18 protein-coding genes are annotated in these 21682 nt (G+C 36.3%); 11 read left to right on the forward strand and 7 right to left on the reverse strand.

Translation table 11 applies throughout. The features are described 5' to 3' along the window. Positions 1-27: 27 nt before the first annotated feature. The 3 genes from RQ893_RS03295 to RQ893_RS03305 all read right to left on the reverse strand — a co-directional run bounded on the left by RQ893_RS03295 (position 28) and on the right by RQ893_RS03305 (position 3356). The gene (locus RQ893_RS03295; RefSeq protein WP_311481624.1) at positions 28-645 is read right to left on the reverse strand and encodes a rhomboid family intramembrane serine protease; all 618 of its coding nucleotides are present in this window, start codon (positions 643-645) and stop codon (positions 28-30) included. Between the two features lie 7 nt (positions 646-652). Continuing rightward, positions 653-1759, reverse strand: coding sequence for a glycerate kinase (locus RQ893_RS03300; RefSeq protein ID WP_311481625.1), 1107 nt, complete (start codon positions 1757-1759; stop codon positions 653-655). 352 nt (positions 1760-2111) lie between these two features. Beyond that, entirely contained in the window at positions 2112-3356 is a 1245-nt protein-coding gene (locus RQ893_RS03305; protein ID WP_311481626.1) for an L-serine ammonia-lyase, iron-sulfur-dependent, subunit alpha, read from the reverse strand. Positions 3357-3768: 412 nt separating this feature from the next. On the opposite strand from RQ893_RS03305, the gene RQ893_RS03310 reads away from it, so the two are divergent. Further along, positions 3769-4674, forward strand: coding sequence for a DMT family transporter (locus tag RQ893_RS03310; protein ID WP_311481627.1), 906 nt, complete (start codon positions 3769-3771; stop codon positions 4672-4674). 113 nt (positions 4675-4787) lie between these two features. Here the strand turns inward: RQ893_RS03310 and RQ893_RS03315 are convergent, their stop codons facing one another. Beyond that, on the reverse strand, positions 4788-6659 hold the full coding sequence (locus tag RQ893_RS03315) for a flavocytochrome c (protein ID WP_311481628.1): 1872 nt from the start codon (positions 6657-6659) through the stop codon (positions 4788-4790). A 296-nt stretch (positions 6660-6955) separates the two neighbouring features. On the opposite strand from RQ893_RS03315, the gene ahpC reads away from it, so the two are divergent. The 10 genes from ahpC to RQ893_RS03365 all read left to right on the forward strand — a co-directional run bounded on the left by ahpC (position 6956) and on the right by RQ893_RS03365 (position 18344). After that, positions 6956-7525, forward strand: coding sequence for an alkyl hydroperoxide reductase subunit C (gene ahpC / locus RQ893_RS03320; protein ID WP_311481629.1), 570 nt, complete (start codon positions 6956-6958; stop codon positions 7523-7525). Position 7526: 1 nt separating this feature from the next. Continuing rightward, positions 7527-9059, forward strand: coding sequence for an alkyl hydroperoxide reductase subunit F (gene ahpF, locus RQ893_RS03325; protein WP_311481630.1), 1533 nt, complete (start codon positions 7527-7529; stop codon positions 9057-9059). Between the two features lie 99 nt (positions 9060-9158). Next, on the forward strand, positions 9159-10508 hold the full coding sequence (guaD, locus tag RQ893_RS03330) for a guanine deaminase (RefSeq protein WP_311481631.1): 1350 nt from the start codon (positions 9159-9161) through the stop codon (positions 10506-10508). Then, entirely contained in the window at positions 10509-11840 is a 1332-nt protein-coding gene (locus tag RQ893_RS03335; protein WP_311481632.1) for a solute carrier family 23 protein, read from the forward strand. 104 nt (positions 11841-11944) lie between these two features. After that, positions 11945-12709: a helix-turn-helix domain-containing protein gene (locus tag RQ893_RS03340; RefSeq protein ID WP_311481633.1), complete on the forward strand. Its 765-nt coding sequence runs from the start codon at positions 11945-11947 to the stop codon at positions 12707-12709. A gap of 303 nt (positions 12710-13012) precedes the next feature. Further along, positions 13013-14464, forward strand: coding sequence for an IMP dehydrogenase (guaB, locus tag RQ893_RS03345; protein ID WP_311481634.1), 1452 nt, complete (start codon positions 13013-13015; stop codon positions 14462-14464). Between the two features lie 380 nt (positions 14465-14844). Beyond that, positions 14845-15525 carry a ZinT/AdcA family metal-binding protein gene (locus tag RQ893_RS03350; RefSeq protein ID WP_311481635.1) on the forward strand — a complete coding sequence of 227 codons (681 nt, stop codon included), beginning with the start codon at positions 14845-14847 and terminating at the stop codon, positions 15523-15525. Continuing rightward, a complete protein-coding gene (locus RQ893_RS03355) occupies positions 15509-16888 on the forward strand; it encodes a metal ABC transporter solute-binding protein, Zn/Mn family (RefSeq protein ID WP_311481636.1) in 1380 nt (459 codons plus the stop codon). Before RQ893_RS03350 ends, RQ893_RS03355 begins: the two co-directional genes overlap by 17 nt. Next, positions 16885-17556, forward strand: coding sequence for an ATP-binding cassette domain-containing protein (locus RQ893_RS03360; RefSeq protein ID WP_311481637.1), 672 nt, complete (start codon positions 16885-16887; stop codon positions 17554-17556). Before RQ893_RS03355 ends, RQ893_RS03360 begins: the two co-directional genes overlap by 4 nt. Next, positions 17550-18344, forward strand: a complete 795-nt coding sequence (locus RQ893_RS03365; protein ID WP_311481638.1) for a metal ABC transporter permease — start codon at positions 17550-17552, stop codon at positions 18342-18344. Before RQ893_RS03360 ends, RQ893_RS03365 begins: the two co-directional genes overlap by 7 nt. Positions 18345-18501: 157 nt before the next feature. Here RQ893_RS03365 and RQ893_RS03370 read toward each other — a convergent pair whose 3' ends face one another. Genes RQ893_RS03370 through RQ893_RS03380 form a run of 3 tightly spaced genes read right to left on the reverse strand, consistent with a single transcriptional unit; the run spans position 18502 to position 21133 of the window. Further along, positions 18502-19266 carry an ATP-binding cassette domain-containing protein gene (locus RQ893_RS03370; protein WP_311481639.1) on the reverse strand — a complete coding sequence of 255 codons (765 nt, stop codon included), beginning with the start codon at positions 19264-19266 and terminating at the stop codon, positions 18502-18504. Continuing rightward, positions 19253-20128 carry an ABC transporter permease subunit gene (locus RQ893_RS03375; protein ID WP_311481640.1) on the reverse strand — a complete coding sequence of 292 codons (876 nt, stop codon included), beginning with the start codon at positions 20126-20128 and terminating at the stop codon, positions 19253-19255. Before RQ893_RS03375 ends, RQ893_RS03370 begins: the two co-directional genes overlap by 14 nt. 12 nt (positions 20129-20140) lie before the next feature. After that, on the reverse strand, positions 20141-21133 hold the full coding sequence (locus RQ893_RS03380) for an ABC transporter substrate-binding protein (RefSeq protein ID WP_311481641.1): 993 nt from the start codon (positions 21131-21133) through the stop codon (positions 20141-20143). Positions 21134-21682 lie beyond the last annotated feature (549 nt).

Consider the following 21682-nt stretch of genomic DNA (forward strand, 5'->3'; position numbering starts at 1 on the left):
GAACAATGCTTGCGCCTAATAAAATTATTATAGATAGCAACCTTTTATAATTGCTATTTCTCTCCCAAAGATAGGAAAAATTCCCGCTAAGAGAAACCCAGCAACAAATCCTCCAAGATGGCCATAAATTCCAACACCAGGTGCAAGAAGAGAATAAATTACATTTATCACTACAACAGAGATAAAGCTCGCACCGAAGCTCCTAATGATTTCATCATTCCTGTAGGTTGTCATCATCCCTATGGCAAGACCTAGCATGCCGTAGAGGCTGGTTGAAGCGCCAGCAGACACAGCATAAGGATTGCCAAAAGCAAAAGATAAAAGATTGCCAAAAACTCCTGCTACTAGGTAAATTATCAAAAAGTTCACAGATCCAAACATTCTTTCAAAAATCGGACCCAAACTATAGAAAAAATACATATTAAAGAGAATATGGAAAAAACCAATGTGAATAAAAGACGCTGTAAAAAGTCTCCACCATTCACCATTTGCCACTAGGATTTTGGAATTTGCTCCAAACCTTATTAAATTGTCAATACTTTCACTGCCTCCACTTAAAGTCATCAGGATAAAAACAATTATATTAATAATCATAAGACCCGATGTCACCTTAGCCTGGCTAAGTCTTTCTAAATTTATATTCATAAGTCTACTATACCCCTAATTTTTCCCTCGCTAAAATAGTCTTATCAAGACTTTTAGCAAGACTTGCAATCTGCTTATGGATATCCTTTCTATAATAGAAATCTTTTAGCTTGTAGGTATATATTTGGTCGAAGTCTCCCATATTTTTAATCTTTGTTCCATCCTTATCTTGAAGGAAAATAATCTTGATATCTTTTTTGTATCTTTTGGCAAGGCTTGCCACATTTATAGAGGCCGCCCCATTAAATTGGTCTACATTTTCTCCAAGAATTAAAAAATCCTTATCCTTTATCAAATCTTTAAAATCTACAGTCTCCAAGATGAAATCCATAGACTTTGAAATTTTAGCCCTAAAAAACATATAAAGAGCCCAAGCTACACCGCCGCCAGATCCCATGGCAGGCATATCAACGGGGCCTGTGCCCAGGCTATCTTCGATTACTTTTTTAAAGTGTTTGCACCCCTTAAAAAGCCTAGCTGTATCATAATCGCTAGCTCCTTTTCTATAGACCCTGTCTTCAAGGAAGGAATTTTCTCCGAAAAGAGTTTGGTTGGTAGAAGTAGCAATCTTAATCTCAATTCCTCTGAGCCTCTCATCGAGATCATCTATATCAATCCTAAAAACCTTCTCCATATTTTCGGCAATGGGATTTAGATCATTGTCTTTTTCGTCAAAAAACCTCACTCCAAGAGCATATAGCATACCCATGCCAAGGTCATTAGTGGCGGTGTCTCCAATACCAATATAAAAAGACCTAGCCCCATTATTAAGACCATCTATAATCATCTCCCCAAAACCAAGGGAAGAAGACTCCATTACCTTTAATTCTTCCTTATAAAGCAGCCTTATACCAGAAGACTCTGCCATCTCCATCACTGCCAAGTCATCTTTTAGAATATATCTAGCTGTAATAACATCATTTAGAGGGTTATGGACATTTACATACTTATACTCGCCCTTGATAAGGGACTGCATGGCTTCAACCGTTCCTTCACCCCCATCCAAAAAAGGCATAACCTCAACGTCAGTTGAAAGATTTGTTTTAAAAATATTACCAATCTCAACTGAATTTTCAAATGTTTTTATAGAATCAATTCCTACTAAAGTTTTCATAACAACTCCAATCTCTAGTATTTATACCCGAATTTATAAAAAATATTGATAACAATTTAACAAAATAAAGAAATTTACACAAAAAGCTTTACAGAAAGGCTATTTCTTGCTATACTAAATAGGAAAGTTGGTAAAAACGGCAATTAACCCGATTTTTACAACTTGCGCTGTTTAACTCAGGGATAAAATCCCACCATTAGAGACCATTAGAAAACTAATGGTCTTTTTTCTTTTAGAATCACCGAAAAATCAGGAATAGTCTTCCTATTCCTGGCAAATATTTTACTTTTTATTTACTTAAAAAATTTTGTCATGATCCATAGTTTTCCCATATCTTAGGTTGAATTAAAATCTAACTGTTAATCATCTCATTTAAAATTACCCTGTCAGTTTCTATCATTCCTTGTTTAGCTATATTTCCAATAGTCTCTATCATTTTATCGACATCATCTTTGACTATTCCATCTTTGTTTTTGAAGGTGTTTCCTGTTTTTGCTTGGATATATGCCATATTTGCAACCTTTAAACTAGAAGCAATCTTGCCAGCACAAGATTCCTTAGCACCATCACATAAAAGTCCAGAATTAATAGCAAGTGCATTTATAATAGTATTTTTAATTACTTCCTTTTTTTCTTTTTTAATAAAGGCTATCCCTGCTATAGCGCAAGCCCCTGCAGAAACAACCCCACAGTAGGCAGATAACTCTCCAATGCCATCTTTTATATAAATAGCGAGTAAATTTGCAAATATTAGACCCCTGTAGAGTTCATCTTTCTTGCAATTATTGTCCTTACAATATGATATTATTGGAACCGATATGGTTATCCCTTGGTTGCCTGAACCAGAATTTATTACAACTGGCTTTTCGCAACCTGACATGCGTGCATCTGAGCCAGCTGCCGCATAAGCTATGTATCTTTCTATTGGCTTATCTTCAGATTCACTTAATAAAATCTGACCGATACAAGCACCCCATTTATTTTCTATGCCTTCTTTAGATATGGAATAATTATAGGTGATTTCTTTATCTAAAATCCCGATTATGCTAGAATAGTCGCCCATCATTGCGAAATCATAAATCTTATCAAAATCTAGGTCTTTAAGTTTATCCTCATTATTATTTTCACATCTTTTATCTAACAAGACCCTGTTGTTAAGTCTCTCATAAACTATATTTGTATGATAACCACTTATGATCACCTCTGAGTTTGCCCCATCTCCTTCCATTAATACATCAATATAAAGACCAACCTTGTCATAATCTAATTCCACACCTATAAGACCATTTTTAATTAGTTCATCCATATACTCTAGCTTAGACTTATCAACGGTAGAAATCACTTCCAATTTCTTTGTGTAATCTCCTAAAAAAGCTCCCACAGCCAAAGATATTTCAATTCCTTTTCTCCCGTCAGTTCCTGGAACCTTAACACTATTGGCGTTTTTAATAATATTTCCTGATAATTTTGCATGTATTTTTTTAGGATTTTCTCCCAAAATATATTTTGCCCTACTAGCCGCATAGGCTAGAGCAACTGGTTCAGTGCATCCAAAGGCTGTAGCCATCTTTTCTCTTAAAATTTCACAAAAATCCATACTAGGCCTCATCTTTCTGCAAATACCAAAAAGGTAGTGGTCTCAATCTGATAAAACGATTTCACAATTACTCCAATAAGTATACCTTTAATCTTGCTCAACCATAAGTACATAAGCTCATAGAAAAACTCACATTTATAATTATTCTAAAATTTCTTCTTTATTTGGTCGTTTTTTAATATTATACCGTATATATTCATCCACAAAAACAACGTTCGTATATATTTGTTTTTCTTTTCTTGTCTTATTAATTAGAATAAGTATTAAAAATAACTACTGATCGTGTATAAGGTTTGGAGTAAGTTTTATAATTTTTGCCCTTTACTAACCTAAGTTCCCAATTATTTTTGCCAAAATCTTTTTATTTGGTAAAGTCTTAATAGTATTAATCGTTAAATTTCAGGAGGTCACTTTGTTAAAAAACAAAAAAAATGCAATTATCTTTTCCATCCTTGCCATGCTTCTGTGGGGATCAGCTATCCCTACTATAAAAACAACCTACATTGAATTAGCAGTAAATCCCGCTGATACTGGGGCGAAAATCCTGATTGCAGGACTTAGGTTTTTCTTGGCGGGGATAATTACTTTCATATATTTAGGTCTTTTTAATAAGGAAGATATAAAAAAATCTGATATCAACTGGAAATTTATTATTTTTATAGGTATTGTTCAGACCTTTAGCCAATATATTTTCTATTATATAGGTCTATCCCATATTGCGGGTGTAAAGTCTTCTATAATACAAGCTTCTAACTCCTTTATAGTAGTTATATTTTCTCTATTTCTACTCCCTGGGGATAAGATAAATAAAAATATGATCATAGCCCTTATCCTTGGAACACTAGGTATAATTGTTACAAACTTGGGCAAGGCTGGTGGAGAAAGTGGTTTTAAGCTCACTGGCGATGGCTTTATAATTATTTCAACAACTATTAACGCCCTCTGCACAGTTTTAATTCGCAAGTATGGTCATAAGGAAAATTCATATTTCCTAATGGCCATGCAATTTATTATCGGATCGACTTTGATGATAATAACAGGCCTTATCCTAAGAGATGGAAATCTTCACTTTAACCTCAAGGCTATTATTTTATTACTTTACGCCGCCTTCATTTCGGCAACTGCCTTTACTATTTGGACACTTGTGCTTAAATACCATTCTGCTGGAGAGTTTGGAATTTACAAACTTTTTGTGCCGCTTTTTGGCTCTATCCTTTCTGTCCTAACCCTTGGTGAAGCTTTTACTACTAACCTCGCAATCGGAATGGTTTTAGTCTTATCAGGTTCTCTGATTTTAAATTTGAATAAGGCCTCTTAGACTAAAATAATACAGTGATTTCAAGACCTTGCTCTGATATTATAAACTTAATTTTATAATAAATAAATTTTTTGCATAAAAAAGGATGTGAATTTTCACATCCTTTTATTGTTTTATTTCTCATCAGCCGCATTTTGTCCTGCTATTCTACCGAATACAACTGTATCTACTATAGCGTTTCCACCAACTCTGTTGGAACCATGGATGCCTCCAGTTACTTCCCCGGCAGCATAAAGACCTTTTATAACATTGCCATCTTTATTTAGTACGTGGCAGTCTTTATCAATTCTCAATCCTCCCATTGTATGGTGTAGGGATGGAACTCTAGGCACACCTACAAATGGGCCTTTTTCAAATTTAATTGTTAGGTTCTCACGGCCAAATTCATCTTTTTTATCATCAACCGCTTTATTGTATTGGTCTATGGTTTCTTTTAAGTTCTCATAAGGTACATTCATCTTTTCAGCAAATTCCTCTAGGGTATCACCCTTAACCCATCCGAATTCACCTTTTTCTAATACTGTTTTGAAATCTTTGCCTTCTATGGTTTTTTCTGTATCAAAATCAAGTGCATCTGATGAATGTATTAGCCACATTTCTCCATCAGTTTGATCAAATATTGCCTTACAGATTACATCTCTCCTACCATCTTCTCTGACAAATCTCTTACCTTCTTTATTTACAAATAAGGTTTTTTCTGCACCTAAATCTACAAGTCCAGTTATTTGACCTTTCTTTGGTATTCCTAAGTATAAAAATTGCATTAGACCCATGTCTACTAGGTCAGCTCCAACTTCCTTGCCCATGGTGATACCATCACCTCTTATAGAATCAAGGTTTGTAGATATAGTATTTTCATCTAAGTTTGGCCATTTTTCTGCATCTTTGTATTCTACAACCATTTCTGCATTTTTAGCAAAACCACCAGTAGAAATTATGACCGCCTTGTTTGCCTTTATTTTTAATTCTGATCCATCATGGTTTTCACAAACTACTCCGCTTACCTTATCGCCATCCATCAAAATCTTTTTAGCTGTTGTTTCTGTTAAAAGTTTATAATTTTCTTTGCCATTTAGGTTTTCTTCGTAAGCTTCTATCAGTCCTGTTCCATTAGGTTTTACAGCTTGGTGGGTTCTTGGATAGAGGGAGCCAGCTCCTTGAATTATCTTATCTTCAAACTTAGTTCCAAGTTTCTTTAACCATACAAGACCATCATAAGCATTGTCTGTCATGGTTTTTACTAATTCTGGGTTTGCTACTTCATCCCCTGCTTCGAATGTTTGCTTAAAGAATAATTCATTTGAATCTTCTATGCCTTGAGCTTTTTGATTTTCTGGATCTGGTGCATTATATATACCACCAGATAGGATAGTATTTCCACCTACATATCCATTTTTCTCAACAACTATTACTGATGAGCCCTTTTCTACAGCTTCAACAGCAGCAGCTAGACCAGCACCACCGCCACCTAGGATTACTACATCAGCGTCAAGTTCGCTTGGGTATTCTCTGTCCTCCTTATATTCTGCTTTGAACTTATCATCCATTTTGGCTTCTTTTAAAGCATTGGTAACTGCGAGCATAAGCCCCTTTGATGAAGCTGTAGCTCCTGTAACAGAATCAACATTTACAGATTGACCCTTTTTAATCCTATCTGCAACTATTGGCATGGCTACCTTTCCTACGCCAGCTGATTCTAGGTTGTCAAGAATTTCTATGTTTTCTATCTTTCCATCCTTTAAGTCCACAGCTACTTTTATATCTCCGCCATAGCCTGGACCAGTAGCTTCGAACTTTCCATCAGTTTTTTCGCCCTCTTTTTTGCCTTCATTTTCAGGCTTTGCTTCCTTCTTATCAGCTTCGTCTGCTTTTTCTTCTTGTGCTTTTTCTTCAGCAGGCTTTTCTTCTGATTTTTGGCAAGCTGTAAAACTAGACAGTCCTAAAAGCAAAGCTAATGCTAATGAAATCCTTTTCTTGTTAGTCATACGTTACTCCTTTCGTAATGCTTCTTAGACCTTTAGAATACCATGTTTTATAGAAAAACAAACAATTATCAATATCTTGCAAACCATGTATTTACTTAAAAGTGTAAAACTTTATTCCGAAACTATATTTAAAACTTTGTTTTGTTTGAAGCTTTTTTTCTAAAATTTTTAGAATACATATTTTTTAAAAATTTCTTACTTAGGATCGGAAGCAAAACTTGACTATTGTATTTAGAATGATTATAATTATTATTACAGAGCTAACAATTCTGAAATATTATTTTAAGGAGTATATTATGGCTTTAATAGGAAAAACATTACCAGAATTTAAACTTGATGCTTACAATCCAGCTAAAGAAGAATTTGTAACAGTAACTAACGAGGACTTAAAGGGTTCTTATACCGTTCTTATTTTCTATCCAGCTGATTTTACTTTTGTATGTCCAACTGAGCTTGAAGATATGCAAGAGTCTTACGATGAATTAAAGGCTCTTGGTGCTGAGGTTTATTCAGTTTCTGTGGATACTCATTTTGTTCACAAGGCTTGGCACGATAATTCTGAAGCTATTAGCAAAATTAAGTACACAATGATTGGCGATTCTAATAAAGAGCTTACTAGAGAACTTGGTCTTCTAGATGATTCAGGCAAGGCTCATAGGGCAACTCTTGTAATCGACCCAGAAAATGTTATTCAAACTGTAGAAATCAACGCTGATGGTATAGGCAGAAAAGCTAATGTAAATATAAACAAGGTTAAGGCTGCTAAATATGTTGCAAGCCACCCAGGTGAAGCTTGTCCAGCTAAGTGGGAAAGCGAAGCTGACGCAACTCTTACACCAGGACTTGACCTAGTAGGTAAAATCTAATATGTTAGATCAAAATCTAAAAAACCAGTTAGCCCAATATTTTGGCCTCTTAAAAACAGAAGTCACTATTGGGCTTTCTGCTCATGATGATGAAAATTCAAAAAAAGTTAGGGAATTTGTAGAAGAAGTTGTGGCACTTTCTGATAAGGTTAAACTTGTCGAAAAAGAATTGACATATTTTCCTTCTTTTGAAATCAAAGGCGCTTTTGATCATGGAAAGATTGTTTTTGCTGGTCTTCCTCTTGGTCACGAATTCGCTTCCTTCGCCCTAGCTATGCTCCAAGCAGGAGGAGTTGCTCCAAAGATTGACGATTCTGACAAAAAAAGAATCGAATCTTTAAGTGCAGCAGACTTTGAAACCATTGTTTCTCTTTCCTGCCACAATTGTCCAGATGTAGTCCAAGCTTTAAATATAATGGCAATTTTAAATCCAACTATCAACCACACAATGATTGAGGGTGGTATGTTCCAAGACCTAGCGGAATCAAGAGACGTTCTTGCTGTTCCTGCTATATTTAAGGACGGGGAATTTTTCGAAGGCGGCAAGCAATCACTAGCAAGCTTATTAGACAAACTTGGAACTAAGGTTGATAAGGGAGAATTTGATAATAAGGGAATTTTTGATACCCTAATTATAGGTGGCGGTCCAGCAGCTGCAACAGCTGCAATTTATGCTGCTAGAAAAGGAATCAAAACAGGCCTTGTAGCTAGCGAATTTGGTGGTCAAGTCAACGAGACCCTCTCAATAGAAAATATTCCTGGTTTTAAATACACAGAGGGACCTGATTTTATGGTTCAAATGAAAGAGCAAGTTACAGGTCTTGATGTAGACCTAATGACCGGAGTCCTTGCCGATGGGATAAAATCTGTAGACGGTAAGGTAGAAGTAAACCTTGATAACGGAGCTAAACTTTTTAGCAAGACCGCAATAATCGCAACTGGTGCAAGGTGGAGACTAATCGGCATCCCTGGTGAAACTGAGTTTAGAAACAAGGGAGTTGCCTATTGTACCCACTGTGACGGCCCACTCTTTAAGGGTAAAAATGTCGCTGTAATAGGTGGTGGAAACTCTGGCATAGAGGCAGCTATTGACCTAGCTGGTATTGTTAAACACGTTACCGTCCTAGAATTTTTGCCAGAATTAAAGGCTGATGAGATTTTACAGAAGAAATTGAAATCACTCGATAATGTGACAGTAATAACCAATGCCCAAACCACAGGTCTTTACGGCGAAGGCAGGGTTGAAAGACTCGAATATACAGACAGGATTAGTGGAGAAGACCACAAGCTTGATATATCAGGTTGCTTTATCCAAGTCGGCCTAATTCCAAATACTGATTGGATGGGAGATTCAGGTATAGAAAAAAATAAAATGGGAGAAATCATCACAAATAATGATGGATCTACCAACATCGAAAGAATCTACGCCGCAGGTGATGCCACAGATAGCAAATTCAAACAAATCGTAATCGCCGCAGGATCTGGAGCCACAGCAGCTCTCGGAGCTTATAATTACCTCATGGTAAGTGAATAAAAAATAAAATCGTCCTTAGGGGCGATTTTTTTTATTTTCTCCTTGACTGTATAGCTACTATAGGCTATATGATATTTCCAAAATCTTCAGGAGGTAAAAATGAATAAGTCATTTGCAATAGAAGCAAAAGCTTTTTATAGCAAAAGTTTTGACCAAGTTAAATTTATAAATAAGGGGATTTTTCTAATAAACGAAGATGGTTTTATAGAAGAACTTTATGAAAAATCTAATGCTTCTTATGATGAAATAAGACAAAACCTATTAGAAGAGGGCAAACTTAGGGTTTTAGCTGATGATGAATACATATTGCCAGGTTTTATAGACCTTCACAACCACGCTCCTCAGTGGCCACAAGCTGGCACCGCCCTAGATAGTCCACTAGAAGTTTGGCTTGGCAAATACACCTTCCCACTTGAAAGCAAGTATAAAGACTTAGAATTTGCTAACATGGTATATAGAGATTTGGTAAAAGAAACTCTCAAGTTCGGTACAACAACTGCCATGTATTTTTCAAGCGTTGATAGGGCTCCATCAAGACTTCTCGCCCAAATCTGTGGAACTCTTGGTCAAAGGGGTCTTGTTGGCAAGGTTGTAATGGATGATCCTAATGCCAACCCTGATTATTGCAGGGACAAGTCAGCCAAAGATGCTATTGAAGAATCAAGACTCTTTATAGATGAGGTTTTAGCCATAAAAGATGCCTACAAGCAAAAAGTATATCCGGTCATCACACCTAGGTTTATACCTTCTTGCTCAGATGAGGCCCTAGAAGGCCTGGGAGAGCTAGCTAAAACCTATAAAGATATCCATATCCAAAGCCATGTCAGCGAAAGCGACTGGGAGCATGGTTATGCTATAGAAAGATACGGAATCCACGATGCCAAGGCCCTGGATAAGTTTGGCCTTATAAACGAAAGAACTATCCTAGCCCACGCTTGCCACCTATCAGAAGAAGATATGAAGCTTTTGGCAGAAAGAGGCGCAAGTATTGCCCACAGTCCGATTTCAAATGCTTATTTTGCAAATGCAGTCCTACCTATCAAAACTTGCCAGGAAATGGGACTAAATGTAGGTCTTGCTACCGATATTTCTGGTGGTTATAGCCCTAGCATGTATACAGCCATAAGACAAGCTGTCATCTCATCTAGGATGCTAAACGACGGAGTCAATCCAGCCCTAGCTAGTGATAAAAGAGGCAGAAAAGACTCGTCAATAACTCTAAATAGAGCCTTTTACCTAGCGACAGCAGGAGGTGGCGAGGCCCTAAAACTACCTATAGGAAAACTTGAAAAAGGCTATGCCTTTGATATACAAATTCTAAAAATAGATGAGGCAATTCCACACTTTTATGAGGAGCTCTCTGATATAGATATCCTCCATAAATTATTACTTTTATCAGAATCTTCAAACATAAAAGAAGTCTACGTCCAAGGAGAGAGGGTTAAATAGATGGAAAATAATATGCAAAATCCCAACGAGAAAAAAATAGAAGAAAAAATCCCTACTGGCAAGGCCCTAGTCCTTGCCCTCCAGCATACTTTAGTTATGAATGCTTATGTTGTGCCTTTAATCATAGCATCAATTTTAATTTTTGACGACGCCCAAAAGGTGAACATAATCCAATCAACCTTTTTGGTATCAGGAATAACAACCCTAATTCAAGCCCTTGTTTTTATGAAATATCCCCTTGTCTACGGTGCAAGTTTTGTGCCTGTTGGCGGGATTATCGGAATTTATATGATAAATGGTGGCAATATCGATTCTTGGGCCTATGTGGTTGGCGCTTGTCTAATAGGTGCCTTTGTCCAAGTTATGATAGGATTATCAAAGCAATTTAACAAAATCCTCCAGTCCTTGATATCTCCAGTTGTTGGAGCAAGTATAGTTTTAAATATCGGCCTATCCCTCATACCCCTAGCTCTAAATTCGCAAATTTTTGTAGAAAATGAAGCTAGCTTGGGAGAAAATATTATAATTGCTCTTATAACAATGATTGCCATGATGGTTTTTTCTATTCTTGGTGAAAAAAATAATAAGGTAGGTTCTATTTCTAGGATAGGATCGGGTATTTTTGCTCTTTTATGTGGGTTTCTAGTCTATTTATCTTATGGTTATGGCAACTTCGAACCAGTCAAAAACGCTAGTTTTTTTGCAAGGCCTGCCCTACCTTTCCTAGACTTTTCTATAAAATTTGACCTAGCATCTGTCTTTACTATGATTATTTTATACTTTGTAATAATGACAGAGACTGTTGGATCATGGCTAGCTACAAGCTCTACTACCCAAACAGAACTCACAGAGGAAAGGGTCAATAAGGGTGTAACAGGGCTTGGAATTGCCAATATAATATCTTCACTTTTTGGGGTAAGCCCAATGACAGCCTACTCTTCAAATGTGGGAGTCCTTGCCCTATCCAAAGTCTTTAGCAGGCACATAATGACCTTTGTTGGCACCATCCTTATCCTAATAGGTTTTTCAGGCAAATTGTCAGCCATCATCACCGTAATCCCATCAGCTGCTATTGGCGGAGTATTTTTGGTAACAAGCGGTATCATTGCCCTAGCAGGAATTGGAATGCTTAAAACCATAAATCTTGATAGCAAGGGCCAATATATTTTGATTATATCAATGTCTTTTGCCCTAGGATTAAACCTAGTCCCAGAAGACTTTATAAAAAACCTACCTGTTATAATCCAATATATCCTAGGATCATCTATAGCAAGCTCTGCCCTAGTAGCTATCATCTTAAATAAAATTATTCCTGATAGGAAAATCTCATAATATTATTATAATAAAATTTCTAAACTCTCACTTTTATGGCAAATGCGGGAGTTTTCTTGCTTAAAACTACGATAAAAATTAGTATGATAATAGTGGAGGTTGTGATGAAATATTTATCCGTAAGTGAATTTGCCAATATGTTTAATGTCAGCAGGCAAACTCTGATTTATTATGACAAAATAGACTTATTTAAACCCTGTGAGGTTGATCCAAAGACCGGCTATAGAAAGTACACCTACAATCAATTTTCTCAATTTTCTTTTATAAAATTTCTTAGGAGCCTAGGATTTTCTATAGAAAAAATCAAGGACCTTTTAAGCCATGATAACCTAAACACCCTAAAAGAAGAACTGAATTTCCAGGCAGATATTATCCTTAAAGAACAAGAGAGATTATCAGAAATTATACAAACTATAGATAGAAAGTTGGATTTTGTTGATGAAAAACTAAAAATCAGCAAAAATATAGACTACGATTTTATTTCTAGCCCACCTATGATATATTATTCCCTTGGCTATGAAGAGAATATCTACAACTCTTCCCTATTTTTCAACTATCCAACCCTAGTTTTTTATAATTACAAAAAAGAAAATAGCTCCTACGATAAAGTTTTTGGGGCCCTAGTTGGCTTTAATTATGTCAAAGAAAAATACGAAGACTTTATAAAATATTTAGATAAATACAAGGCCCTAAGATTTTTTTACGAAGGTCCTTATGCCGATATACCAAGGGTTGTGGAAGAGGCTAAGAAAAATTTCCCAGATAAGAATTTCTCCAAAGATTTTATCTGCATAAATATTTTAGATCCCTTCCTAGAAAATATGGTAGATAGGTATTTGACAGAAATCCATATCCCTATTTGTAGTTAAATGCATATAGTTGCTATATAGTCGCTCATATTTTTTATTTGCTTTATATCTTTATTAACCATCTTACTATATAAATAATAAATTAAAATCGTCCTCCGGGGCGATTTTTTTTATCTTTAAGGGACAATTTTCTCTTATATCCTTGTGAATCTGCCAGTTTTTAATCTCTTAGGAAAATCATTAGACGAGTCTCATTTTTAAAGGTATAGTAAGAAAAATAATTGAATAGAGTGTTGCAAAAGCAAAGATTTTGCTTTAAGTGTGGATTGTTTCTATTAATAACAAAGAAAAGAGGAGATTAACATGAAAATTATAGGCGACGGCTTAACTTTTGATGACTTGCTTCTAGTACCAGGTCCATCAGAGGTTTTACCAAATCAAGTAGATGTCAAAACTAACTTAACCAAGAAAATCAAGCTTAATATTCCACTAATGTCAGCATCTATGGATACTGTCACAGAATATGAAATGGCAATTGCAATGGCCAGACAAGGCGGCATCGGTATTATCCACAAGAATATGTCCATAGAAGAGCAAGCTGCCCAAGTTGATAGGGTAAAAAGAAGCGAGCATGGAATTATAACCGATCCTTTCTATTTGCACCCATACAACAACCTTGGCGATGCCCTTGATATCATGGCTCATTACAGGATTTCAGGTGTGCCAATTGTTGATGATAAGATGTATTTAAAGGGAATTTTAACCAACAGGGACGTGAGATTCCAAGACGACGAAAGCGTCCTAATCGACGATATCATGACCAAGGATAATTTAATTTTAGGTCACGAGGGTATTTCCATGGAAGATGCTATCAAAAAAATGGAATCTGGTAAGGTTGAAAAACTCCCAATCGTTGATAATGAAGGCAAGCTCAAGGGCCTTATCACTATCAAAGATATAGAAAAAACCAGGCAATATCCAGATTCAGCAAGAGATGACAAGGACAGACTCCTAGTTGGTGCTGGTGTTGGTATTACAGCTGATATGATGGAAAGGGTTGACGCCCTTGTTGGCGCAAAAGTTGACGTAATTGCCCTTGATACTGCCCACGGCCATTCCAAAGGCGTAATGGAAGCTGTTAAGAAAATCAAGGCCAAATACCCAGACCTCCAAGTAATTGCCGGCAACATTGCAACAGGCGAAGCCGCTAGAGATTTAATTGAGGCTGGCGTTGACTGTGTTAAAGTCGGTATTGGTCCTGGATCAATTTGTACAACCAGGGTTGTAACAGGTGTTGGTGTCCCACAAATTTCAGCCATAGTTGATTGCGTTGAAGTTGCCAAAGAATACGGCATACCAGTAATAGCAGATGGTGGTATCAAATATTCCGGTGATATAACCAAGGCCCTAGCCTGTGGTGCAAATGTGATAATGGCAGGATCTCTCTTTGCAGGTACTGAAGAAAGTCCAGGCGAAACAATCATGTTTGAGGGCAAACAATTCAAGGAATACCGTGGCATGGGATCTCTCGCAAGCATGAAATCAGGTTCATCTGATAGGTATTTCCAAAATGACACCAAAAAATTTGTCCCAGAAGGCGTTGAAGGCCGTGTAGCTTACAAGGGTCTTGTAGGTGATGTTGTCTACCAACTCCTAGGCGGACTAAGATCCGGTATGGGCTATGTAGGAGCAGCCAACCTCAAGGAACTTTACGAAAAATCAAAATTTGTAAAAATCTCCCCTGCCTCCCTAGTAGAAAACCACCCACACGATATTCAAATAACAAGAGAATCTCCAAACTATACAAAAAAATAGGGATTGTAAAGGTGACTGGCAAGTTCAAAGCCAGTCACTTTTTGTAAATTTTTGTATTCCTTCTTCTAATTTCTCCCTTAATTTGAATTTTCAAAATAAATTTGAAATCTTAAAATTTTGATTTTCTAATTATCATTTTTAATATTTATTTGTTTATATTTTTATATAATTTTATCAGTCTGTATTGAATCATATTTCCTGGAAAGATCATGTATTTATCAACATAAACACCTATTAAATTTTAATTTTTATCAATTGATAATTTATTATTAATTCTTGATAATGCAAATCATTCTTGACATTGTTGTTAATAGGTGTTATCATTATCATGACTAGTTGATCGATTAACAATTTTAAAATTACATTATGAGGTGAAATTTATGAAATTTAATAAAAAATATACTATAACAGCCCTACTCTCCCTAGGTCTTATCCTAGCTGCTTGTCAAAAAGATGCGGCTGATACAAAGACAAAAGAAGATACAAAGGCTGAAACAAAGGTGGAAGAACAAGCTAAGGATGAAAAACCTGCTAAAGATGAAAAGCCAGCTGACGAAGCTGATAAGGCAAGTATAGCTGATTGGGAAGGCGAATGGAATAATATGGGTGGTTACCTAGAAAAACCTGAAATCCAAGGCGCTTTCAAAACTCTTGCAGAAAAAGAAAATACTGACGAAGCTGCTGCCAAAGAAGCTTATTTAAAGAAAAGAAAATGTGACTTTGGTGGACTTGAAATCGCTGGTGACCATGTTAAATTCCTAAAAGAATTCCCAGACGCTAAGGGCGAAGTTATTGGCGAAGCTGATTATACCTATAAAGAAAAAATAGAAGTAGAACACGGTGGCCACAAGCTTGAATGGGATGTTTTTGAAGCAAAAAACGAAGATGCTCCTTATAAAGTTCTTTTAATGATGCCTATCCATGGTGAAGAAAGTTTAACCCACTTCCACATGAGATATGGTGATGATAAGGATAGCCTACTAAAGGAAGAAGGATGGTACCCAACCTTTGTAAAACCATCTTCAACTGACCAACAAATTATAGATGAAATTACTGAATAAGATTTTCTCCCTTGGCCAAGTATTTCTTGGTCAAAAAAATGGGAGAAGAAAATTTCTTACAGTTTTTTCTATCTTCGTTCTTATTTTGGCGAGTGGGTGTTCAAAGAAGTCTAAGGAATCTGGAAATAAACCCCTAATTTATACTTCATTTTACCCAGTCCATGATCTTGTCCAAATGATTGGCGGAGACACTGTCAATGTAGAAAGTTTCATGCCTGTAGACAAGATGCCCCACGAATGGGAACCTTCTGCTAAGGATATGAAAAAACTCGCTTCTTGCGACCTCTTGGTTGTAAATGGGGCCAACATGGAACCTTGGTTAGATACCGTAAAGGAAAACTTGCCAGACCTTGATATCCTAAAGCTTTCCGATTCTGTAGACCTTATTACCTATAAGGGTGCAGCTGCTATCGGTGATTTTCAATACCTAGCAAGGCTTGATATAAAGGCTGGCAAAAATAAGATTGACTTTGGCCACACCCACGAAGACATGATGAGGGTTGCCTTTATCAAAGATGAGGGCCTTGACCAAAAAGACTTGGTCAAAAAAGCCAAGGAAGTCATGAGCCAAAAAGGCGAGCTAGTCCATCAAAAATCTACCAACAAAGTAGAAGAAGGCAAGGTTTACGGTATTGAAATGGGCCACGAATCCGGCGAGGTGTTTTTTGATTTCCCTGAAGATGGCAAGTGGATATTTATATCCGATAGGGTTAGTGAGGACTTGCTCCCTTATAATTTTGTAGACACTAAGGGTAATTTCCTTAAAGATGAGGGAAAAGAAGTCTCTCTTATGGAAGGCTCTTCATCAGGTTTTGACAAAATTACCTATGACCCTCACTCTTGGATTTCCATAGTAAATGCCAAGAAATACCTAAATGCCATCCAGGAAAAACTAATAGAAAAATATCCAAAAAACGAAAAAACTTATAGAAAAAATAAACTAAAATATGTAGACCAACTGACAGATATAGACGCAGAATACAAAGAAAAATTCTCCAAGCTAGATAAGTCCAGGAAAAATTTCCTTACTTTACACTATGCTTACGCCTATCTGGCTAGGGACTTTGACCTTACCCAGTACCCTCTCCAAGGGCTTACAAGTCTTGAAAGCCCTAGTTTAAAGACAATTAAAAAGGCTATAGATTTTTCGGAATATAACCATATTTCAACAGTCTTTTACGAATATGGTCAAAACCCAAAACAGGCCAAATCCTTAGCTGAAGAGATAGGTGGCGACATTTCTCCTCTTGCCTCTATGGAATATTTGACCAAAGAGCAAAAGGATAAGGACCAATCTTACATTGATCTAATGAGAATGAATCTTGAAAATCTCTACAAGTCTATGGTCGAGGAGAAAAAATGAAAGCAATTGAAATAAAAGATTTGACCTTTGCCTATAATAAAATCCCCGTCATAAAATCTTGTGATTTTGACCTAGAAATGGGAGATTTGGCCCTCATCCTCGGTGGAAACGGCAGTGGCAAGTCAACTTTAATAAAATTAATGTTGGGTGAATTAAAAAAAGATTCAGGTTCTATAAAAATCTTAGGCAGGAATATCGAAGATTACAAGTCCTATAAGGACATCGGTTATGTTCCCCAAATAAATATAGTAAACAAAATATCCTTTCCTATAACCTGCCTAGAGCTTGTATCTTTGAACCTTTATGAGGATTTTGGCATTATTAAAATTCCTAAAAAAATCCACTACCAAAAGGCAAGGGATATCCTTATAAAAATGGGCATGGAAGAATACATCAATACTCCAGTCAATGAATTGTCTGGCGGTCTTGCCCAGAGGGCAATGATTGCCAAGTCTATGATTAACAACCCTCAAATTCTTATCCTTGACGAACCTACAGCAGGTGTCGATAAGGAAAGCAAGGCAAATTTCTTTGAAACCATAGATATACTTTCCGAGAAATTTTCTATAACAATTGTCATGGTCACCCACGAACTTAAAGAAATGGAGAGTCTCGACCTAAATATGCAAAAATATGAGATGGTAGAAGGGAGGCTAGTCAGATGTTAGAATTTGCCTTTATGAGAAAAGCTCTTTTTCTGGGCTTTCTCCTTTCAATCATGATTCCAATTATTGGTATTGTAATGGTTAATAGAAAAACCTCCATGATAGGAGATGCCCTCTCCCATACAGCTCTTGCTGGTGTTGGTATGGGACTAATTCTTGGTTTTGATCCCCTTGTTGGATCTGCCATAATTTGCGTCCTTGCAGCCTTTCTAATAGAATTAATAAGAAAAAAGTTTCCCCAATATGGGGATATGGCTACAGCGGTAATAATGTCAACAGGCCTTGGTATAGCAGCCATCCTCTCAGACTTCGCTCCTGGTGGAAACTCCTTTGAATCCTATCTTTTTGGATCAATTTCATCAGTAACTACTGCTGATATAATAAATACCTCTATAGTATTTATTTTAGTTATCATCCTTTCTGTTAGTAGGTATTCAGCCCTCTTAGCTATAGCTATAGATCCTAATACTGCAAGACTTTCTGGAGTTAAGGTAGAAAAACTTGACGCTATCTTTACCCTCCTTGCAGCCATAACTATAGCCTTATCAGTTAAAATAATCGGAGCCTTGATGGTTACAAGCCTCATTGTGCTTCCAGTGGCAACAGCCCTTATAGTAGCCAAATCATACAAACAAACCTTTTTCATAACTACTATCCTTGGCGTGATTTATATGATGGTAGGAATCGTTGTTTCTTACCATTTCGACATTAAACCAGGTGGCTCTATTGTAGTAAATGCCCTTATCGGCATGGCTGTATTCGCCATTTACAAAAAATTTGTAAAAAAATAAGCTAAAGCCTTGGATTCCCTCCAAATTTTTCCAAGACTTAGCTTTTCCTTTAAAACTGAGTTATAAACCCTTAAAATATTTAATTAAAAAAAGCAGCTAGGAAAAATCCCTATCAAGGAGATTTGATTCCTAGCTGTTTTTTTATTGATATTAGTTTTTATCCTTCGTATTCGCCAAGCTCTTCCTTGTATTTTTTTATTAGTTCAGGCTCTGTTATATCTTTAGCCATCACATCTATGGCTATTTTTCCCTTATTCAGCATAATTATCCTGTCAGAATATTTTACAACGTCTCTTAGGTTATGGGAAATTAAAAGAGTGGTGATTTTTTCTGTATCGATTAAACTTCTTGTCTTATCCATGATATTACGGCTGGTTTTAGGATCAAGGGCAGCTGTGTGCTCGTCTAGGAGCAAAAGTTTTGGCCTCTTAGCGGTTGCCATAAGAAGCGAAAGGGATTGCCTTTGACCGCCTGAAAGAAGTCCAGTTTTGGTATGGAGTTTTTTTTCAAGGCCTAGATTCAAGGATTTAAGTCTTTCTATAATTTCTTTTTCATCAGCGTTTTTCTTTAGGTTTTTTAGGGTGAATTTTTTGCCTTTTTTTAGAGCAAGGGCCATGTTTTCGTAAATATCTAGGTTGGTTGCGACCCCATCTTTTGGGTCTTGGTTTACCTTGCCTATATAAGCAGCTCTTTTTTCTTCAGAAAGATCTGTAACATCTTCTCCATCAATTAAAATCGCACCACCATCAATTTTTAGGGCACCAGATATTATATTCATCAAAGTCGACTTGCCACAGCCGTTTGGGCCTATAATAGTTGTCGCTACTCCTTCTTCAATCTTTAGAGAAAAATTATCGAAAATTGTCACTTCTTCATCAGTGCCAAGGTTAAAGCTTTTGCATATATTTTTAATTTCCAACATTTTTTACCAACTTTCTGTGTTTAGCACCTACGAGATAATTGTTGTAAGCTATAAATATTATAACTATAAGGGCGGTAATTAACTTTAGGTCGTTTGGATTTAGACCTAGGTAAATAGCAATTCCTGATATTATCCTATAAATAATTGCTCCTATTATGGCTTTTGTGGTATCTCTAAGCCTTGATGAATTTTTGCCCAAAGTATCTCCAATGATAATTGATGCTATCCCTGTGACTATCATGGCAGTTCCCATTCCTATATCGGCAAAACCTTGATAATTTGCCATAAGTCCCCCAGATAATCCTATCATGGCGTTTGATATTATTAGACCAAGGGCAACATAAGTATCCGGGTCCTTACCAAGGGCCTTGACAAGCTTCCTGTTATTGCCAGTTACTTTTAAAAGATAACCTTGTTCACTTCTTAAAAAGTGATCTAGGATAAGTTTTAAAATAATCACCAAGCTTAAAAGAACAGCCCATTTTGGAAGGTCTCCAAATATTGATGGATATTGGGCTATAGGTATATTGCTAGCCCCACCAATTCTTAGATTTAAAGAATATAGGATGGTGAGGGTTAGGATGCCTGTAAGAAGAGGTTGGACTTTCACTTTTTTATAGAAGATATAGGTTAAAAATCCTGCAAGTCCTCCACCCAGACTTGATAAGATAAGGCCCAAGTAAGGGTTTAGTCCTTTAGCTATGATTATAGCTGTAAGGAAGGCTCCCATGGGATAAGAACCTTCAAGGGATAGGTCGTAATATTCTAATATTTTGTAAGATAGCATATATCCCATAGCCAGTATGCCAAAGATTAATCCAATCTCTATTGATGTGGCTAAGGATCCTAATAATCCACTCATTTTTATTCTCTCTTATTTTTCTACATATTCTGCATCTTTAAGGACTTCATTATTTAAGTCAAGTCCTAAGATTCCCGCTGTATTTTTATTAACCAAGGTTTTTAAAGACTCGGCATTCTGGTATGGTAAATCTTTTATTTCCTTCTTATCCCTTAGGATTGCAAGGGCCATTTCTCCAACCTTTTTGCCACATTCCTTGTAATTAACCCCTTCTGAAATGAGGGCGCCATTTTCTACAGACCCTTCATCGCAAGCTATTGATGGGATTTTGTCCTTGTTTAGATTTTCTGATAGGACTGGCATAGCATTTACAACCACATTATCTGTAACTGTAAACATAGCATCTATTTTGCCTTTTAAAGACGAAATTGCTTGGGGAATATCATTTATAGATGAAACACCTTGTTTTTCAAGATTAAGTCCTCTTTGGCTTAGCGCTTTTTCCAAAGCCTCAATTTGGACTACTGAGTTTTGTTCATTTGTATTATAAATTGTTCCAAAAGTCTTTGTTTCTGGATATAATTTTAAAAAGTCATCTATTAATTTTCCAGACTCCACATAATCGCTCACACCTGTTATATTTGCTCCCACCTTGGTATTTTCATCTACAAGACCTGCCCCAACTGGGTCTGTAACTGCTGAAAATAGGATTGGTAGGTCAGTAATAGCATTGGCCACACCCTGAGCTGCTTGTGTACCTATGGTGTAGATTAGGTCTGCCTTTTTATTTTTTAAATCTGATGCAAATTGAGGAATGAGGGCTAAGTCGCCATTGGCTCTGTGATCAACAAGCTCATAGTCAAGTCCTGCTTCATCAAGCTTTTCTATAAAGCCTTCTCTAGCAGCATCTAGGGATGGGTGATCGGCTATTTGGACAATGCCTATGGTTAATTTTTTTCCACCTTTATCTTCGCTCTTTGGTTTTTCATTTGTTTTTCCCCCACAAGACGCAAGTAAGATTGCTCCTAAGGCCATCGCTGTAATTTTTTTCACTAAGTTTTTCATATTCTTCTCCTAATTTTTATTTGATAGAGGTACTCTTTTATTATTTCCAATAAAAAAACCCGTCCATATAGGACGAGTGTAAATTCGTGGTACCACCTAATTTTATAATCTAAAAGATTACCTTAACAGGAGTCTATCAACTCCTTGCTTCTGATAACGGTAGCTTCCGTAATAGCTTACTCTTTTCGGCTATTCTGCCTACAGAGGGAATAAGTTTTAATCCTTACTAGACTTGCACCAACCGTCTTTTCTCTAAGGTAATTCATTCAAACTGTCTTTCTGTAATCACATTTTTATTTAGTATAATAATACAACTCAATTTATAATATGTCAAGGAATAATTCAGAAACAAATTTTAAATAGTAATATAAGTCCCATAAGCCTTCATTTTTACACGAAAAAGGTGACCCACCTCTCGGTTTGCCACCTTCAAAAAATTTATAGCCTGTAATTATTCATATTTTGTCCAGCTATAGCAACTGTTGACATATTATGGATTAGGGATGAATTTGTATTTGATAAAAGTCCCAAAACTCCTAGGATAATTAG

It is taken from the genome of uncultured Anaerococcus sp., assembly GCF_963510915.1.
In the GTDB taxonomy this organism is placed as follows: domain Bacteria; phylum Bacillota; class Clostridia; order Tissierellales; family Peptoniphilaceae; genus Anaerococcus.

Bases quoted from the DNA above. Each gene is read 5' to 3' on its own strand.
- ahpF (WP_311481630.1), top strand. From the start codon at position 7,527: ATGTTAGATCAAAATCTAAAAAACCAGTTAGCCCAATATTTTGGCCTC.
- RQ893_RS03380 (WP_311481641.1), bottom strand. From the start codon at position 21,133: ATGAAAAACTTAGTGAAAAAAATTACAGCGATGGCCTTAGGAGCAATC.
- guaB (WP_311481634.1), top strand. From the start codon at position 13,013: ATGAAAATTATAGGCGACGGCTTAACTTTTGATGACTTGCTTCTAGTA.
- RQ893_RS03365 (WP_311481638.1), top strand. From the start codon at position 17,550: ATGTTAGAATTTGCCTTTATGAGAAAAGCTCTTTTTCTGGGCTTTCTC.
- RQ893_RS03305 (WP_311481626.1), bottom strand. From the start codon at position 3,356: ATGGATTTTTGTGAAATTTTAAGAGAAAAGATGGCTACAGCCTTTGGA.
- RQ893_RS03355 (WP_311481636.1), top strand. From the start codon at position 15,509: ATGAAATTACTGAATAAGATTTTCTCCCTTGGCCAAGTATTTCTTGGT.
- guaD (WP_311481631.1), top strand. From the start codon at position 9,159: ATGAATAAGTCATTTGCAATAGAAGCAAAAGCTTTTTATAGCAAAAGT.
- RQ893_RS03370 (WP_311481639.1), bottom strand. From the start codon at position 19,266: ATGTTGGAAATTAAAAATATATGCAAAAGCTTTAACCTTGGCACTGAT.
- RQ893_RS03360 (WP_311481637.1), top strand. From the start codon at position 16,885: ATGAAAGCAATTGAAATAAAAGATTTGACCTTTGCCTATAATAAAATC.
- RQ893_RS03350 (WP_311481635.1), top strand. From the start codon at position 14,845: ATGAAATTTAATAAAAAATATACTATAACAGCCCTACTCTCCCTAGGT.
- RQ893_RS03315 (WP_311481628.1), bottom strand. From the start codon at position 6,659: ATGACTAACAAGAAAAGGATTTCATTAGCATTAGCTTTGCTTTTAGGA.
- RQ893_RS03295 (WP_311481624.1), bottom strand. From the start codon at position 645: ATGAATATAAATTTAGAAAGACTTAGCCAGGCTAAGGTGACATCGGGT.
- RQ893_RS03375 (WP_311481640.1), bottom strand. From the start codon at position 20,128: ATGAGTGGATTATTAGGATCCTTAGCCACATCAATAGAGATTGGATTA.
- RQ893_RS03340 (WP_311481633.1), top strand. From the start codon at position 11,945: ATGAAATATTTATCCGTAAGTGAATTTGCCAATATGTTTAATGTCAGC.
- RQ893_RS03335 (WP_311481632.1), top strand. From the start codon at position 10,509: ATGGAAAATAATATGCAAAATCCCAACGAGAAAAAAATAGAAGAAAAA.
- ahpC (WP_311481629.1), top strand. From the start codon at position 6,956: ATGGCTTTAATAGGAAAAACATTACCAGAATTTAAACTTGATGCTTAC.
- RQ893_RS03300 (WP_311481625.1), bottom strand. From the start codon at position 1,759: ATGAAAACTTTAGTAGGAATTGATTCTATAAAAACATTTGAAAATTCA.